Source organism: Methylobacterium sp. W2 (assembly GCF_020662345.1).
Taxonomy (GTDB): Bacteria; Pseudomonadota; Alphaproteobacteria; order Rhizobiales; family Beijerinckiaceae; genus Methylobacterium.
This window is the reverse complement of the sequence record NZ_VMOA01000008.1, coordinates 84,053-97,317: the sequence shown is the minus strand read 5'-3', so window position 1 is coordinate 97,317 and position 13,265 is coordinate 84,053. Positions and strand designations below refer to the sequence as shown.

At 65.4% G+C, this 13,265-nt stretch carries 17 protein-coding genes; 12 read left to right on the top strand and 5 right to left on the bottom strand.

Features of this window, described 5'->3' with window-relative positions:
• Window positions 1-225 precede the first annotated feature (225 nt).
• Window positions 226-711: a YidB family protein gene (locus FPV16_RS06490; protein WP_227437196.1), complete on the top strand. Its 486-nt coding sequence runs from the start codon at window positions 226-228 to the stop codon at window positions 709-711.
• Between the two features lie 47 nt (window positions 712-758).
• Here FPV16_RS06490 and mgtE read toward each other — a convergent pair whose 3' ends face one another.
• Window positions 759-2,129 (bottom strand): magnesium transporter, encoded by a 1,371-nt coding sequence (gene mgtE / locus FPV16_RS06485; protein WP_227437194.1) that lies wholly within the window; start codon window positions 2,127-2,129, stop codon window positions 759-761.
• A 527-nt stretch (window positions 2,130-2,656) separates the two neighbouring features.
• Here mgtE and pqqA (FPV16_RS06480) point away from each other — a divergent pair.
• From pqqA (FPV16_RS06480) to FPV16_RS06455, 6 genes are all read left to right on the top strand, one after another.
• Window positions 2,657-2,746, top strand: coding sequence for a pyrroloquinoline quinone precursor peptide PqqA (gene pqqA, locus FPV16_RS06480; protein ID WP_227437192.1), 90 nt, complete (start codon window positions 2,657-2,659; stop codon window positions 2,744-2,746).
• Window positions 2,747-2,812: 66 nt separating this feature from the next.
• Window positions 2,813-2,902: a pyrroloquinoline quinone precursor peptide PqqA gene (pqqA, locus tag FPV16_RS06475; protein WP_018042171.1), complete on the top strand. Its 90-nt coding sequence runs from the start codon at window positions 2,813-2,815 to the stop codon at window positions 2,900-2,902.
• Between the two features lie 383 nt (window positions 2,903-3,285).
• On the top strand, window positions 3,286-3,549 hold the full coding sequence (locus tag FPV16_RS06470) for a hypothetical protein (protein WP_227437190.1): 264 nt from the start codon (window positions 3,286-3,288) through the stop codon (window positions 3,547-3,549).
• 365 nt (window positions 3,550-3,914) lie between these two features.
• Window positions 3,915-4,265, top strand: coding sequence for a hypothetical protein (locus tag FPV16_RS06465; protein WP_227437188.1), 351 nt, complete (start codon window positions 3,915-3,917; stop codon window positions 4,263-4,265).
• A 7-nt stretch (window positions 4,266-4,272) separates the two neighbouring features.
• Entirely contained in the window at window positions 4,273-4,623 is a 351-nt protein-coding gene (locus FPV16_RS06460) for a 4-fold beta flower protein (RefSeq protein ID WP_227437186.1), read from the top strand.
• A gap of 90 nt (window positions 4,624-4,713) precedes the next feature.
• Window positions 4,714-4,938 (top strand): hypothetical protein, encoded by a 225-nt coding sequence (locus tag FPV16_RS06455; protein ID WP_227437184.1) that lies wholly within the window; start codon window positions 4,714-4,716, stop codon window positions 4,936-4,938.
• Between the two features lie 211 nt (window positions 4,939-5,149).
• On the opposite strand, the gene FPV16_RS06450 is transcribed toward FPV16_RS06455, so the two are convergent.
• Window positions 5,150-5,572: a thiol-disulfide oxidoreductase DCC family protein gene (locus FPV16_RS06450; protein WP_227437182.1), complete on the bottom strand. Its 423-nt coding sequence runs from the start codon at window positions 5,570-5,572 to the stop codon at window positions 5,150-5,152.
• Between the two features lie 569 nt (window positions 5,573-6,141).
• On the opposite strand from FPV16_RS06450, the gene FPV16_RS26030 reads away from it, so the two are divergent.
• On the top strand, window positions 6,142-7,407 hold the full coding sequence (locus FPV16_RS26030; RefSeq protein WP_264483721.1) for a calcium-binding protein: 1,266 nt from the start codon (window positions 6,142-6,144) through the stop codon (window positions 7,405-7,407).
• Between the two features lie 146 nt (window positions 7,408-7,553).
• Here the strand turns inward: FPV16_RS26030 and ldtR are convergent, their stop codons facing one another.
• The 3 genes from ldtR to FPV16_RS06425 all read right to left on the bottom strand — a co-directional run bounded on the left by ldtR (window position 7,554) and on the right by FPV16_RS06425 (window position 9,771).
• Window positions 7,554-8,066, bottom strand: coding sequence for a transcriptional regulator LdtR (gene ldtR / locus FPV16_RS06435; protein WP_227437180.1), 513 nt, complete (start codon window positions 8,064-8,066; stop codon window positions 7,554-7,556).
• Between the two features lie 164 nt (window positions 8,067-8,230).
• Window positions 8,231-8,698, bottom strand: coding sequence for a DUF6163 family protein (locus FPV16_RS06430; RefSeq protein ID WP_227437178.1), 468 nt, complete (start codon window positions 8,696-8,698; stop codon window positions 8,231-8,233).
• Window positions 8,695-9,771 (bottom strand): enoyl-CoA hydratase/isomerase family protein, encoded by a 1,077-nt coding sequence (locus FPV16_RS06425; protein WP_227437177.1) that lies wholly within the window; start codon window positions 9,769-9,771, stop codon window positions 8,695-8,697. The genes FPV16_RS06430 and FPV16_RS06425 overlap by 4 nt, the downstream gene beginning before the upstream one ends.
• A 217-nt stretch (window positions 9,772-9,988) precedes the next feature.
• Between FPV16_RS06425 and hemB the strand changes: the two genes are divergently transcribed.
• The 4 genes from hemB to FPV16_RS06405 all read left to right on the top strand — a co-directional run bounded on the left by hemB (window position 9,989) and on the right by FPV16_RS06405 (window position 13,252).
• Window positions 9,989-11,044 (top strand): porphobilinogen synthase, encoded by a 1,056-nt coding sequence (gene hemB, locus FPV16_RS06420; RefSeq protein ID WP_227437174.1) that lies wholly within the window; start codon window positions 9,989-9,991, stop codon window positions 11,042-11,044.
• Between the two features lie 190 nt (window positions 11,045-11,234).
• Window positions 11,235-11,420 carry a hypothetical protein gene (locus tag FPV16_RS06415; RefSeq protein ID WP_227437172.1) on the top strand — a complete coding sequence of 62 codons (186 nt, stop codon included), beginning with the start codon at window positions 11,235-11,237 and terminating at the stop codon, window positions 11,418-11,420.
• Window positions 11,421-11,606: 186 nt separating this feature from the next.
• Window positions 11,607-12,653, top strand: coding sequence for a methyl-accepting chemotaxis protein (locus FPV16_RS06410; protein WP_227437170.1), 1,047 nt, complete (start codon window positions 11,607-11,609; stop codon window positions 12,651-12,653).
• A gap of 101 nt (window positions 12,654-12,754) precedes the next feature.
• Window positions 12,755-13,252: an RDD family protein gene (locus FPV16_RS06405; protein ID WP_048437773.1), complete on the top strand. Its 498-nt coding sequence runs from the start codon at window positions 12,755-12,757 to the stop codon at window positions 13,250-13,252.
• Window positions 13,253-13,265 lie beyond the last annotated feature (13 nt).

Here is a 13,265-nt window from a genome sequence, read left to right as displayed (position 1 = left end):
AGGCCGTCCGCGAGGGTCTGGTTCCCTCGCCGCACAGCTTCGCTTGCGACGTAATGCGCGGGCCGCGGCCGACAACCGCCGGGCGGACAAGTTTTGTGTGCGGCGCGCCATGGCGCCTCGGTGGTGGGCATTCCCACGGCCCGATGCATCCTGCCGCGCCAGATGCACGTTGGGTGAGCGTCGCCTCGCCGATAAGCCGGCGGCGAACCTCGAGGGAGAGAGCGCATGAGCCGCGGATATCCGTCCATGACCGCCTTGCTGGGCCTGCTCGCCGTGGCGGGCTACCAGAACAGGGACAAGATCGCCGAATTCCTGGGCGGTGCTTCGAACAAGACGGCAGCTCCGGGAACGCCGGGGGCCGTGACCGACAGCCAGGGCGGGCTTCATCAAAGCGGGCTTGGCGGCATCCTCGGCCAGCTCGGAAGCGCCCTCGGCGGCGCGGGAGCCGGCGGCCTCCTCGGCGGCGGGTTGAACGAGCTCGTGGAGCGCTTCACCCAGAACGGCCATGGCGAGACGGCCTCGTCCTGGGTCAACCAGGGCCCCAACCAGGAGATCGCGCCGCAGAACCTCGAAAAGGCCATCGGCCCCGATATTCTCGCCACCCTGGCGCAGCAGACGGGGCTGACCCGCGAGGAATTGCTGTCCCGCCTGTCGCGGGAATTGCCGCAGGCCATCGACCGCTACACCCCCGACGGCCGCGTGCCGGCCTGACGCGTCGTCCCTCCCGGGCGCATTCCGCCCGGGAGGATCGCTGAGGGTCAGAGCAGCGTGCCGCGCAGGATCAGCATCGCCACCGAGAAGTAGATGACGAGGCCGGTGACATCGACGAGGGTGGCGACGAAGGGCGCGGAGGCCGTGGCCGGATCGAAGCCGAGGCGCTGGAGCACGAAGGGCAGCATCGATCCCGTCAGCGAACCGAAGGTGACGATCCCCACCAGGGCCGCCCCCACCGTCGCCGCCACCAGCATCCAATGCTCGCCGTAATCGTAGAGGCCGGCCTTCTGCCAGACGACGATGCGGACGATGCCGATCGTCCCGAGGATGGTGCCGAGCAGCAATCCGGTGGGCACCTCGCGCAGGGCCACGCGCCACCAGTCGCGCAGGCGGACCTCGTGCAGTGCGAGCGCGCGGATGAGGAGCGAGGTCGCCTGGCTGCCCGAATTGCCGCCCGAACTCATGATGAGCGGGATGAACAGGGTGAGGACGATGGCCTTCTCCAGCTGCCCCTCGAACCCCTGCATCGCCGTGGCGGTCATCATCTCGCCGAGGAACAGGGCGCAGAGCCAGCCGGCCCGCTTCCGGATCATCGTGCCGAAGCCGATATCCATATAGGGCTCGGGCAGGGCCTCCATGCCGCCGAACCGCTGCACGTCCTGCGTCTGCTTCTCCACCATGGCGTCGATCATGTCGTCCACGGTGACGATGCCGATGAGGTGGCCCACCGCATCCACCACCGGCAGGGCGAGAAGATCGTATCTCGAAATCAGCCGCGCCGCCTCCTCGCGGCTGGCGGTGGGCGAGACGGCGAGCGGCCGCCGGCCAGCGGCGACGCTGAGGACGTTGTCGTCGGGATTGCCGGAGATCAGCCGGCGCAGGGGCACGGCCTTGGTCAGCGCCTGGGTGCGCGGATCGAGGACGAAGATCGCGTAGATGGTCTCGCGGGTCTTCTCGACGGTACGGACATGGTCGAGGGTCTGCCGCACGGTCCAGTTGCCCGGCACGGTGACGAATTCCGTCGTCATCAGCGAGCCTACGCTCTCCTCGCCATAGGCGCTGAGCCGGTCGATCGTGCCGCGCGTCTCCGCATCGAGCCGCGCCCGGAGATCGGAGCGGCCGGGCTCCTCGATCTCGCGGAACACGTCCGTGACCCGGTCCGCCGACATGCCGGACAGGTAGGAGGCGACCCGGTCGCGCGGCAGCATCTCGATGATGTCGGCGGCCAAATCGAGCTCGGGCTGATCGAGCACCTCCACCGCCCGGTCGTGCGGGAGCCCGAGCAGGATCGCGGCGGCGACCTCGGGCGCCTCCTCGTTCAGCGCCTCGACGATGTCGGGCGCCCGTTCGTCCGACAGGCGGGCGGCCAGCACGGAGGGATCGATCTTGGTCGGGAAAGGGGCGATCGGGTTCATGGGCTCACCTCGGGGGAGGGTGGCGATCGGCCGTGTTCGGCCGGATCGCGGTGAGCCGCGTGTGAACCCGTCAGGGCGTCAGGCGGTCAGAACGATATCGGCCGGGTGGGCTGGATCGACGGGACTGTCGCTGGGCATGGATGGGGAATTCGGGCTCCAAGGCGTCCACCTGCGATCCGCACATGCGGATCGCCGAGGGGACGCCGTCGGCGGCGCCCCCATGCGCTCCACCACGGGGCGCGTCAAGATGAATTTCATCCTGTCTTTCAGACTTCTCGGCGTGACGCGCGGGACGGCCGTGGCAGCCTCCGTTTCGAGGTTCGGACCGGGCAGCGATGCAGCCGGGATCGGGCGCCGGAGGAGTACAATCCTGCATCATAGTTCTTTAAATGAGGAAAATGTTCCGCATATCGGGGCAAGTCCGGCCCTGGCGACCCATCATATGAAAAATATAAGTCTCGTGCCCGCTTGTATTGCGCCCAATGTATTGCCTATCTTGAGGGCGTCGGACACGAAGGAGTTCTGCCATGAGATGGTCTGCCCCCGTTGTTCAAGAAGTTTGCGTCGGCATGGAAGTCACCAGCTACGAGTCGGCGGAAATCGATCCCTTCAACTAAGGGATCGGCGCCCTCACGGGCCCGTGTCACCAAGCCTAATCATCACAACCAACCAGGAGAAACGTCATGACGTGGTCTGCCCCCATCGTTCAGGAAGTGTGCGTCGGCATGGAAGTCACCAGCTACGAGTCGGCTGAGATCGACACCTTCAACTAAGTCGATCGCGACGAAGCCGACCGCTCCCGGGAGCGGTTCGACAGGGCGGCATTCCAGCGGGGATGCCGCCTTTTTCGTGCTCTCGGGTGAACAAAGGGCGGCCGAGCTGCGGTCGAGCCACATGGCGGACAATTCTGGCTCGCAGGGAGATCGATCGGGCCGAGGTGCCGCTACGACATCGTGCAGATCAACAGCCTCGATCTCCAGCGTCATCGATCGTCAGACTATCGCTGTCTGACGTGTCGGGGTCGCTGATCTCGCGGGACGTTTGAACATTTTGGAACCGTTCCATCGAGAACTCTGATAGGACTATCCGTTCGGCTCATGAGATAGGGACCAGTTCGGGTCCCTGCGGTGAACTCGTCATTCGAGAGAAACACCCCATGACCCACGAGATGCCAGCCATGGAATTCTCGGACCTGACCGGACGGGCGACCCAGAACGGCATCACGGTGACGGTGAACGTCTATCGCTTCGCCGGCACGCAGGATCCGTGGACGCTCGAAGTCATCGATCAGACCGGCTGGTCGACCGTCTGGGACACCACCTTCGCCTCCGACGAAGATGCCCTCGACGCCTTCATCGAGGCCATCGAGGAAGGGGACGGCATGCGCGCGTTCCTCGAACCGCCACCGACCCTGCACTGACACGATCCGAATCGGCCCTCCGCCGCCACATGCACCTACCAGCTTCACACATCTCCTCGAAGGCTGTTCGCTCTATCCAAACGGCTTCGACAAAAGGCGCAGCGGAACTCCCTCTCCTGGAAGGAGAGGGGACCCGAGCGGCCCGCGAATAAGGTGAGAACGTAGCGCACGCACCAGGCTATATCGCGGCGTGGATGATGGTGCTGTCGTGCCTCTCACGTCGACCTTCGGGGGCGAGCACGCCGACGACGTTTCTGATCACGCCCGAAGACGCCTCAGCCGCCGCATGGAACATCGCAGCGCGGTGCGCCCTGTCTATGCAGTTGGCCCACATCCCATCCCATCCACCGGAAAGCAGATCCATCATGAACAAACCCGACATGCTCGCTGAGAACGTCTCGATCGCGGATCTCGCCGGACGGAGAGCGGACCGCCTCGAATATCTGAAGGGCGTCTATCTCAACATGGTCCCCGACCAGATCCGTAATCCGACCCTGCGCGTTCGCCTCAGCCGGCTCGGATCGGGAATCCAGCCGGCCTACCGGATCGAGTGCGACGATACCGATGGTCAGACCGTCATCATGGGGTTCTATCAGGGCGACAAGCACAAGCCGCTGGCCAAGAGGCTGCACGATTGTGACGGACCGACCTGGAGCAGCGAGACCATGAGCTACGTCGATCTCCGCACGCTGCACAACAGCCACATCGGGGCTTGAGCCGTCCATGATCGAGTTCTTCGACAGAAATGGCAGCGAGGCGGCCTACTGCCACGACGGACGCTCCCTCTACCTGTGGAGTGGCAAGGCCGCCGCCTTCATCCATGACGACAAAGTCTACGCCTACGATGGCCGCTTCATCGGCTGGGCGGACCGGGGCTGGATCTCGGACGAGGACGGCGCCTGCCTCCTGTTCGAACACGACGCGGTGGGCGGCCCCCACAAGCCCCAGCGGCAGGCCAAGACGACGCCCGGTCCGAGGGGCACGAAGCCCGCGCGCGCCGAACCGGGGCAGGCCCCGCCTCGTCCCGCCGCATCCACGGCCTGGTCCCATCGCGTCTTCTCCGACCTGATCTGACCCGCACCGAACCCGTTCGCACCGCCTCCCTCGCCACGTCGAACCGCGTGATGGGGGAGCTGGTGCGTTGTCTGAAGAGAGGAAATCCGCATGACACCGACGAAGAAGCTGGCTCGTGTCCTCACCGACGAGACCGATGGAGGCTATCGCCTGACCATCGAAACCGTGGACGGGGAGATCTTCCGCATCCTCGCCAGCGAAGATCAGGTGAATGATCTCATCGACGAACTCGATGAGCTGATCGGAGACGATGCCGACGAAAAGCCCGCTCTCACCGAAGAAGAAGAGCATGTCGGCGAGGAGCAGCCCTCGTAAGGCTGGGCCGAGCGTATGAATGGCCGGAGACGGATCCGGCTTGGAGTGCCTCACAAAACTCCCGGTTACGGTCGGTTCTCGCGCGGACCAGGACGACGCAGCGGGAGTTTTGTGAGAGACACTTGTTCCTGACCGTCGATGACGAGCGGATTGGCGGCACGGCAGGGGTTCCCGCCCGGAGGGACCTTGATGACACCGCGTGTCGAACGTCTCACAGGATGCGGTCCCTGTACTGTCTTGGGGCGACCCAACAGGTGTCCCGTCGGCCAAACACACGATACCGGTGGCGGGCGACGAAGCGGTAAATCGGGTCGCGGATCGCGACGGGTACGAGGCGGAACACCCGGACAAGCGCCCAGGGAAAGCCGAGCGTTTCGTAGATGCTGAGGGCGGCGTCGCTGTCGCGACGCATCCGGTTTCCCTCCACGACGAGGAGGCTGGCGGGATCGCCCGGATCCATCCCGTGTCTGCGGTAGAGCGATTGCCCGATCTCGCCCTGCATGGAGGCAAGACGAAACACGGCCTTGCGGTCACGTTCGAGGACGAACCGCGCGTTGGCCGAACACAAGACGCATTCGGCATCGAAGAGGATAATGGGGCCGGTGGAGGGCTTTGCCGAGTGGGGCGCGGTCATCCTGCGATCATAGCCGATGTCCGCGGCCCCGGAGAAGCGCGTCCCGAAGCCTCCGCATCATGCACATTCATCACCGGACATGGACCGTTCCCCCGTGCGGATGGTCAGAACGGGAACCGGGCATCGGTTTTTTGGCGATGAGACGGCGCCGCTCACCTCCGTGGCTCGACGCTCCAGCCCCAACCCGGCGCGCTGCAGACTGGGCACGGCCACAGCAGCGTCCCTGGGCAAGGGCCTCCCCCGTCGATCGGCGGCGCCTGCCGCGGCGTTGTCCACGTGAACGGACGCGAACCGACGATTCACGATGGGCGTGATGCGTGCGAGTCCGGGCTCAGGCCGTCCCTCTACGCCTCGATGACGCCGCGACGTCACAGCGGACCGGCATCGCCTGCGACCGACCCGCCCTCTCGAGCCCATCCTGCGCGCCCGCATCGTCCTGATCTCGGCCAAGCGCCTGAATGTGCCAGAGGTGGCTCGGGGTATAGGAGCAGGCCTCGGGGGTAAATCCATTCATCAAGTCCGCCTAAAAACAGTCGAGGGCGCATCGAGTCCGGAGGAATCACATGGCAATGTTTCGGTACGCCGCGGGCGGGAACTACAATGCGGCGAGTTCGACCGACGTTTCCATTTACGACGGCACCCTCATGGCCGAACAGCTGTTAGTCGGTCAGCCTCAAGCCGTAGGATCCGGCAGACATCCAAAAATACTCGTCGGTAATTCCACCATCATGCAGCTTTTTACTGATATTGCTGCAAATTTTACTTTTCGCGATACGGTCGGTGATTATCTACGATCCACGCAGGCCGGATTTCTCCTCGACGCGTCAGAGGCCACTGGCGTCATGACCTTCTCGGGCGGCGCCTATGCCGATGTCGTGATCACGGGCCTCAACGATGATGCACTCCATGGCAAGGATGGCGACGATGCGCTCTACGGCCAGGACGGCAATGACGTGCTGGAAGGGGGGGCCGGTGGCGATACGCTCGACGGCGGAGCGGGCATCGACACCGCGAGCTACAGGGGTGCCGGTGCCGGAGTGATTGCGGACCTCAGCGGTATCCTCGCCGGGACCGGCGACGAGGCCGGCGACACCTTCATCGATATCGAGAACCTGACGGGTTCGACCTTTGCCGATACCCTCATCGGCAACACCGGCAACAACACCCTCACCGGCAACGGGGGAGGCGATGCCCTTTATGGCATGGGTGGACAAGACCGGCTGACGATCACCGACACCCCGTTCTTGATCGACGGCGGGAGCGAAACGGACTTCCTGTTCGTGACGGGAGGCGGGACCGTGAGCCTCACCCAGGGCGCTTTCACGGGCATCGAGGCCGTCTACGTTCGCGGCGACACCCATCTCGACATGTCCGAGGTGAGCACCGGAGCCACGATCGGGTCTCAGTCGACGTCAGGCCATGGCGCCGAGATCGTCGGGACGTCCGGCAACGATAGCATCAAGGGCGGGAAAGGGACCGATACGTTGGACGGTGGCCTGGGCAACAATCGTATTCAGGCCGGGGCCGGCGGGGCGCAGATCGACGGCGGCATGGGCGGCGACAAGCTTTTCGCGGGCGCGGGCACAGACACCTTGCATGTCCGGGCCGGCTTCGGTCGCGACAACGTCTATAGGTTCAACGTCGATACCGACCACATCGCTGTCGACATCGCGGGGGTCGGCGCTGCCGACATGGAGCTCAAAGGCTTCCACGATGGGCGGGACACCATCGTCACGTTCACCGGCGTCGAGGGGATAAACAAGATCATCCTGCACGATGTCACCATCGCCCAGATCGATGCGGGCCCGAGCGACCTGTTCACCTTCGGAGCCTGACGCAGGCACACCGTGCCCTCCCGTTCGGCCTCCCGAACTCTTCGGCTCGGACCCGCCCGGTCGAGGAATCCACAGCCGGTCCGGGCCATCGCCCGGACTCGCCCGCATCCCCCCCCCTGCGTGAAGCCTCCGAGCGCGTCAGGCGCTTAGAGCCTGTAGCGGATCTGGTCGGTCCAGAAGCGCTCGAGGCGGCCGAGGGCGACGTTGAGGCGTCCGAAATCGTCGTCGGAGATGCCGCCGATCGGCTGGATGGTGCGGGCGTGCTTGTCGTAGAGGCCCTGGATGATGTCGTGGATCGTGCGGCCCTTGTCGGTGAGGCTGATGCGCACCGAGCGCCGATCGGTCTTCGAGCGGGCGTGGTGGAGGTAGCCGGCCTCCACGAGCTTCTTCACGTTGTAGGAAACGTTGGAGCCGAGATAGTAGCCCTTGGTCCGCAATTCGCTCGCCGTCAGTTCCTTGTCGCCGATATTGTAGAGCAGCAGCGCCTGGACGCTGTTGACGTCCTCGCGGCCGCGCCGCTCGAACTCGTCCTTGATCACGTCGAGGAGGCGGCGGTGGAGACGCTCCACGAGATGCAGCGCTTCGAGGTAGGAACCATGCGCCGGGCTGGTCTCGGTGGAAGTATTGCTTTCGATCACCTTGGCGGACTGGGACTTCATCGGGATGCCTCGTCAGGGTTCTTGGGTCGGGCGCCGCTGTGTTCGGTACCGCTTATGAAGCCAATCTACGAGTCACGGATGAAAGACGGTTTAAGCGATACGATGAATTTGCGATTTACCTCTGTCGGTAAATGCAAAATGAAAGTAATCCAGTAAGGTGTTGTTTACCTGACCTCACGCGCGGCAGCCCAAGACAAAGCGAAATAGATCACAATAATACCGCCGAGCATTCCCAGCGCCGGAATCGACATCGGCAGCAGATGCGGCGTGAGGATCGCCAGGGTGACGGCACTCGTGGCGGCCAACAACCAGACCACACCGCCCCAGGCGCTGGTGAGCCACATCCCGATCGCCGCCATGAAGTCGATCACGGCGAAATAGACGATGACGGTCTGGCGGCCGAGCGATTCGGCCTCGAACGGGCGCGCTCCGGGAAAGACATCGAGGATCGTCGCCCAGGTCGAGACGCCCTTTATCAGCCAGACCATCGCCGTGACGCGCATGAACCAGACCAGGACCACGTCCCACCCCGTCTGCGGCACCCGCGGCGACCGCTCGATCCGGTCGCCGGCCACGTTGCTGGCGCGCCCGCGCCCGTCCCGCGTCGCGCCGACCTTGGTCAGTCCCCTCATGACGCGATCCTTTCTGATCCATCGAATCTCGGCGCGTCGCCATCGGGCAGGGCGCTGAAGGCCTCGGCGATGGCCGCCGGGTCCACATCGGCCAGGTTGGCGGGTCGCCAGTCCGGGCGGTTGTCCTTGTCCACCAGCACGGCGCGGACCCCTTCGAGGAAGTCGTGCCAGTGCATCGCGCGCATGGCGAGGCGATACTCCACCTGCATCGCCTCGGCGAAATCCATGGCGAGGCCCCGCTTCATCTGCTCGTGCGCGATGCACAGGGAATGCGGGGAGCGCGTGCGCATCAGCGCGGCGGTCTCGGCGGCGAAGGGCGACCCGTCCGCATCGAGCCTCGCGAGGATTTCGGGGACGCTCTCGGCGGAGAAACAGGCCTCGATCGTACCGCCATGCGCCGTGATCGGCCCGACCTCCGGAAAGGCCGCCGCATGGCGGTCGAAAGCCTGTTCGATGGCGCCACCGCCGGAGAGGTCATCCGTGATGGCGTCGAAATTCTCCGCCGCCGCATGGTGGGTAGCGAGCCCGAGGGCGAGGGCATCGCCGGCACCGATCCGCGCCCCGGTCAGGGCCAGATAGACCCCTGCGCGGCGGGCCAGGCGCGGCAGCGAATGGGTCATGCACACATCGGGAAAAAACCCAATTCCCACTTCCGGCATCGCCAAATTGTAGCGCTCCGAGGAGACCCGATGGCTTCCGTGCAGGGACAGGCCGACGCCGCCGCCCATGACGATCCCCTCGATCAGGGCGATGTAGGGTTTCGTGTAGCGCTTCACATAGGCGTTGAGGTGGTACTCCGCGAGCCAGAACCGCCTGACCTCGTCGTCCAGCCCCTGGCGGGCGAGGTCGTGGATCTGGCGGATGTCACCGCCGGCGCAGAACGCCCGGCCGCCCCGGCCGCGGACGACCACGCGGGTGATCGTGTCGTCACGCTCCCACTCCGACAGGGCGCGATACATCGCCGTCGACATGGAGACCGTGAGCGCGTTCAGGGATTTAGGCCGGTTCAGGGTGATCAGGCCGGCCTTCCCGCGCCGCTCGAACAGGATCTCCGGCTCGTCTGCGCCTGTCATCCATCGTCTCCGATCGGGGGCTGCCTCACCCTCGGGGGCTCCCGGGTTTCCGCACGGTGCGCGCGCCGGGAAACCCCGTGCTCGCACGGTCGCTTAGACGAACTCTGTCAGGACCCGTCAATCGGGGGGCGGCGATCGGCCCGGGTTTCGAAGAGTTTTGGGGATGTGTTAGGCGGACCCCGACGCGCCCGCGACGGGCCTTCGAGACGTAGTGACCATGACCGAAGCGACCCCGACCCCGCGTCCCCTCGCCATCGAGAGCGCCAAGGCGAGTTCCGCCGCATCGCTGAGCATCACGCAGCGCCCCCGACGCAACCGCAAGGCGGAGTGGTCGCGCCGCCTCGTGCGCGAAAATACCCTGACGGTGGATGACCTTATCTGGCCGCTCTTCGTCATCGAGGGGACCGGGCGGCGCGAGCCCATCGCCTCGATGCCCGGCGTGGAGCGCCTCAGCGTGGACGAGATCGTCCGCGAGGCGGAGCGCGCGGCCCGGCTCGGAATCCCGGCCATCTCGTTCTTTCCCTATACCGAAGCGTCGCTGCGCGACCCGACCGGATCGGAATCCCTCAACTCGAACAACCTCGTCTGCCGCGCGGTGCGGGCGGTGAAGAAGGCGGTGCCGGAAATCGGCGTGATGACCGACGTCGCCCTCGACCCCTATACCAGCCACGGCCATGACGGCCTGATCGAGGACGGGGCGATCCTCAACGACGAGACGGTGGCGCTCCTCGTGGAGCAGAGCCTGATCCAGGCCGAGGCGGGCACGGACATCATCGCCCCCTCCGACATGATGGACGGCCGCGTCGGCGCGATCCGCACCGGCCTCGACAAGGCGGGTTTCCGCGACGTCCAGATCATGGCCTACGCGGCAAAGTATGCGAGCGCCTTCTACGGCCCGTTCCGCGATGCCATCGGCACCTCGGCCGCCCTGGTGGGCGACAAGCGGACCTACCAGATGGATCCGGGCAATTCGGACGAAGCCCTCAGGGAAGTCGCCCTCGATCTCGAGGAGGGCGCGGATTCCGTGATGGTGAAACCGGGCCTGCCCTATCTCGACATCATCCGCCGGGTGAAGGACACGTTCGGCGTGCCGACCTTCGCCTACCAGGTCTCCGGGGAATACGCGATGATCGAGGCCGCCGCCCTCAACGGCTGGCTCGACGGCACCCGCGCCATGACCGAGAGCCTCCTCGCCTTCAAGCGCGCCGGCGCCGACGGCATCCTGACCTACTACGCTCCCCGCGTGGCCGAACGCCTGCGCGACGGCATCTGAGATGCTCCCGCGGGCGCCTCGGGCCCCCGGTACGCTCCTGCTGATCGTCCTCGTCTCATCGCTCGCGGGCTGCGACAGCTCCGTCGACCGGCTGCGGATCACCACCTGCCGGCGGACGCTCCCTGCGCTGGTCGCATCCGACCTCTCGCCCCGTCTGCTCCATGTCGGCCGTGGATCGGCGCCCGACAGCGTGCGCGTCGATTACGCTTTGGGCCAACGCCAGCATCGCATCGACTGTCTGTTCGACGGCGGCGCGGGGCTCATCGGCGTCCGTCTGGATCACAAGGCGGTGTCGGGCGGAGCGCTTTTCATGCTTAAGAAATACTATCTCGAGACATTTGATTCGGAAGCAAACGATCCCGCGCTGGTGCGCTAGGCATTTGCGCGGCCTTGGCATTCTCATTGCATCGGGTTGCTTGGGCACGCGACCGAATCGTCTCTGCTCGGCCTGGCTCACATCGTTCCACTGCCATCCGACAGCAAGCCTCCACATTGATTCGATATAAATAATACCAAGCATCGAGCTTGGCCTGTTCATTCCGAGGATGCGATGTCGACGAAAATGAACGAGGTAGATCACCCGGCCGACAGTCTCTCGATGCTCGTCGAGACATCGACCGAACAGTTGAAGGCTCTCACTCACCGCAGCGTCGGATCGATCAAGTCCATCACACGCCGCATGAATCTGCTGGCCCTGAACGCCCTCATCGAGGCGGCGCATGCAGGCGAGCGCGGCGCCGGCTTCTCCGTCGTCGCCAACGAGGTCCGCAGCGTTGCGAGCGAGATCGAGGGCCTCGTCTCGGGCCTCGGCGACGCCCTGGGCGAGGGCGTCGACAGCCTGACCCAGGCCGTGGAGCATCTGGCCAGCGAGACTCGCTCGGCCCGCTGCATCGATCTTGCCCTGAACGCCGTGGAGATCATCGACCGGAACCTCTACGAGCGGACCTGCGACGTTAGGTGGTGGGCGACCGATGCCGCCGTCGTCGCATGCGCCATCGCTCCGACCGACGCAGCCAGGAGCCACGCCTCGCACCGGCTCGGGGTCATCCTCTCCGCCTACACGGTCTATCTCGATCTCTGGTTGTGCAGCCTCGACGGCAAGGTCGTCGCCAATGGCCGGCCCGACCGGTTCAATGTCGTCGGCCAGGATGTGAGCCAGGAGCCGTGGTTCGCCCGCGCCAAGCCGCTGGCCTCCGGCGATGAATTCGCCGTGGCCAACGTGGCGCGGGTCGCCGCGCTCAACGGGTCGCAGAGCGCCACTTATGTCGCCTCGGTGCGGGAGGGCGGCGAGACGAACGGTAAGCCGATCGGTTTTCTAGCGATCCATTTCGACTGGGAGTCGCAGGCACGCACCATCGTCGAGGGTGTCCGCCTCGCGCCGGCGGAACGGGCCCATAGCCGTGTCATGCTGCTCGATGCCCAGAACCGCGTCATCGCCTGTTCCAAGGGCAATGGCCTCCTCACCGAGCGCTATCCTCTTCGCACCGACGGACGAAGCCAGGGAAGCTACATCGATGCCGCGGGGCGCCTCGTCGCCTTCCACGAAACGCCGGGCTACGAAACGTATCGCGGGCTCGGCTGGCGCGGCGTGATCGAGCAATCGGCCTGACCTCGAACCCGGTGTAACCCGTATGACCTTGAGCGAAGGCATGGGCCCTCCCATGTCTTCTCGTGAAGGAGAATCGTCTCCCCTCTCAAAGGCTACCGGCCATGCTCAACACGCCTCCCGGCTACGACCCCGCCGGCTATGCCGAGCGCTACGGGACCGGCTTCCCGAACGCCCTCCCGGTCCCTTTCGTCCGGGCGAGCCTCGGGGCGCGCTTCGTCGCCTATCTCCTCGACATCTTGTTCATCCTCGGCTTCACCGCCCTCCTCACCCTGGCGATCACGGTGCTCGGGGTGCTGACCTTCGGGCTCGGCTGGACCCTGTTCGCGATCCTTCCCGCCAGCGGCATCCTCTACAGCGCGGTGACGGTCGGCGGTGCCGCCCAGAGCACCTGGGGCATGCGGATGATGGGCCTGCGCGTGGTGACTCCAGCGAGCGGCCTGCGGGTGGATTTCCTCACTGCCGCCATCCACGCCCTGCTGTTCTACGTCGCCATCTCGACGTTCCTGCTGTGGTTCGTCGATATCCTGTTCGGACTCATGAGGTCGGATCGGCGCCTGGGCCACGACGTGCTGGTCGGCCTCGCGGTGGTGCGGGTCTAAAGCCGGCCAGGGC

Bases quoted from the DNA above. Each gene is read 5' to 3' on its own strand.
- FPV16_RS06490 (WP_227437196.1), top strand. From the start codon at position 226: ATGAGCCGCGGATATCCGTCCATGACCGCCTTGCTGGGCCTGCTCGCC.
- mgtE (WP_227437194.1), bottom strand. From the start codon at position 2,129: ATGAACCCGATCGCCCCTTTCCCGACCAAGATCGATCCCTCCGTGCTG.
- pqqA (WP_227437192.1), top strand. From the start codon at position 2,657: ATGAGATGGTCTGCCCCCGTTGTTCAAGAAGTTTGCGTCGGCATGGAA.
- pqqA (WP_018042171.1), top strand. From the start codon at position 2,813: ATGACGTGGTCTGCCCCCATCGTTCAGGAAGTGTGCGTCGGCATGGAA.
- FPV16_RS06470 (WP_227437190.1), top strand. From the start codon at position 3,286: ATGACCCACGAGATGCCAGCCATGGAATTCTCGGACCTGACCGGACGG.
- FPV16_RS06465 (WP_227437188.1), top strand. From the start codon at position 3,915: ATGAACAAACCCGACATGCTCGCTGAGAACGTCTCGATCGCGGATCTC.
- FPV16_RS06460 (WP_227437186.1), top strand. From the start codon at position 4,273: ATGATCGAGTTCTTCGACAGAAATGGCAGCGAGGCGGCCTACTGCCAC.
- FPV16_RS06455 (WP_227437184.1), top strand. From the start codon at position 4,714: ATGACACCGACGAAGAAGCTGGCTCGTGTCCTCACCGACGAGACCGAT.
- FPV16_RS06450 (WP_227437182.1), bottom strand. From the start codon at position 5,572: ATGACCGCGCCCCACTCGGCAAAGCCCTCCACCGGCCCCATTATCCTC.
- FPV16_RS26030 (WP_264483721.1), top strand. From the start codon at position 6,142: ATGTTTCGGTACGCCGCGGGCGGGAACTACAATGCGGCGAGTTCGACC.
- ldtR (WP_227437180.1), bottom strand. From the start codon at position 8,066: ATGAAGTCCCAGTCCGCCAAGGTGATCGAAAGCAATACTTCCACCGAG.
- FPV16_RS06430 (WP_227437178.1), bottom strand. From the start codon at position 8,698: ATGAGGGGACTGACCAAGGTCGGCGCGACGCGGGACGGGCGCGGGCGC.
- FPV16_RS06425 (WP_227437177.1), bottom strand. From the start codon at position 9,771: ATGACAGGCGCAGACGAGCCGGAGATCCTGTTCGAGCGGCGCGGGAAG.
- hemB (WP_227437174.1), top strand. From the start codon at position 9,989: ATGACCGAAGCGACCCCGACCCCGCGTCCCCTCGCCATCGAGAGCGCC.
- FPV16_RS06410 (WP_227437170.1), top strand. From the start codon at position 11,607: ATGAACGAGGTAGATCACCCGGCCGACAGTCTCTCGATGCTCGTCGAG.
- FPV16_RS06405 (WP_048437773.1), top strand. From the start codon at position 12,755: ATGCTCAACACGCCTCCCGGCTACGACCCCGCCGGCTATGCCGAGCGC.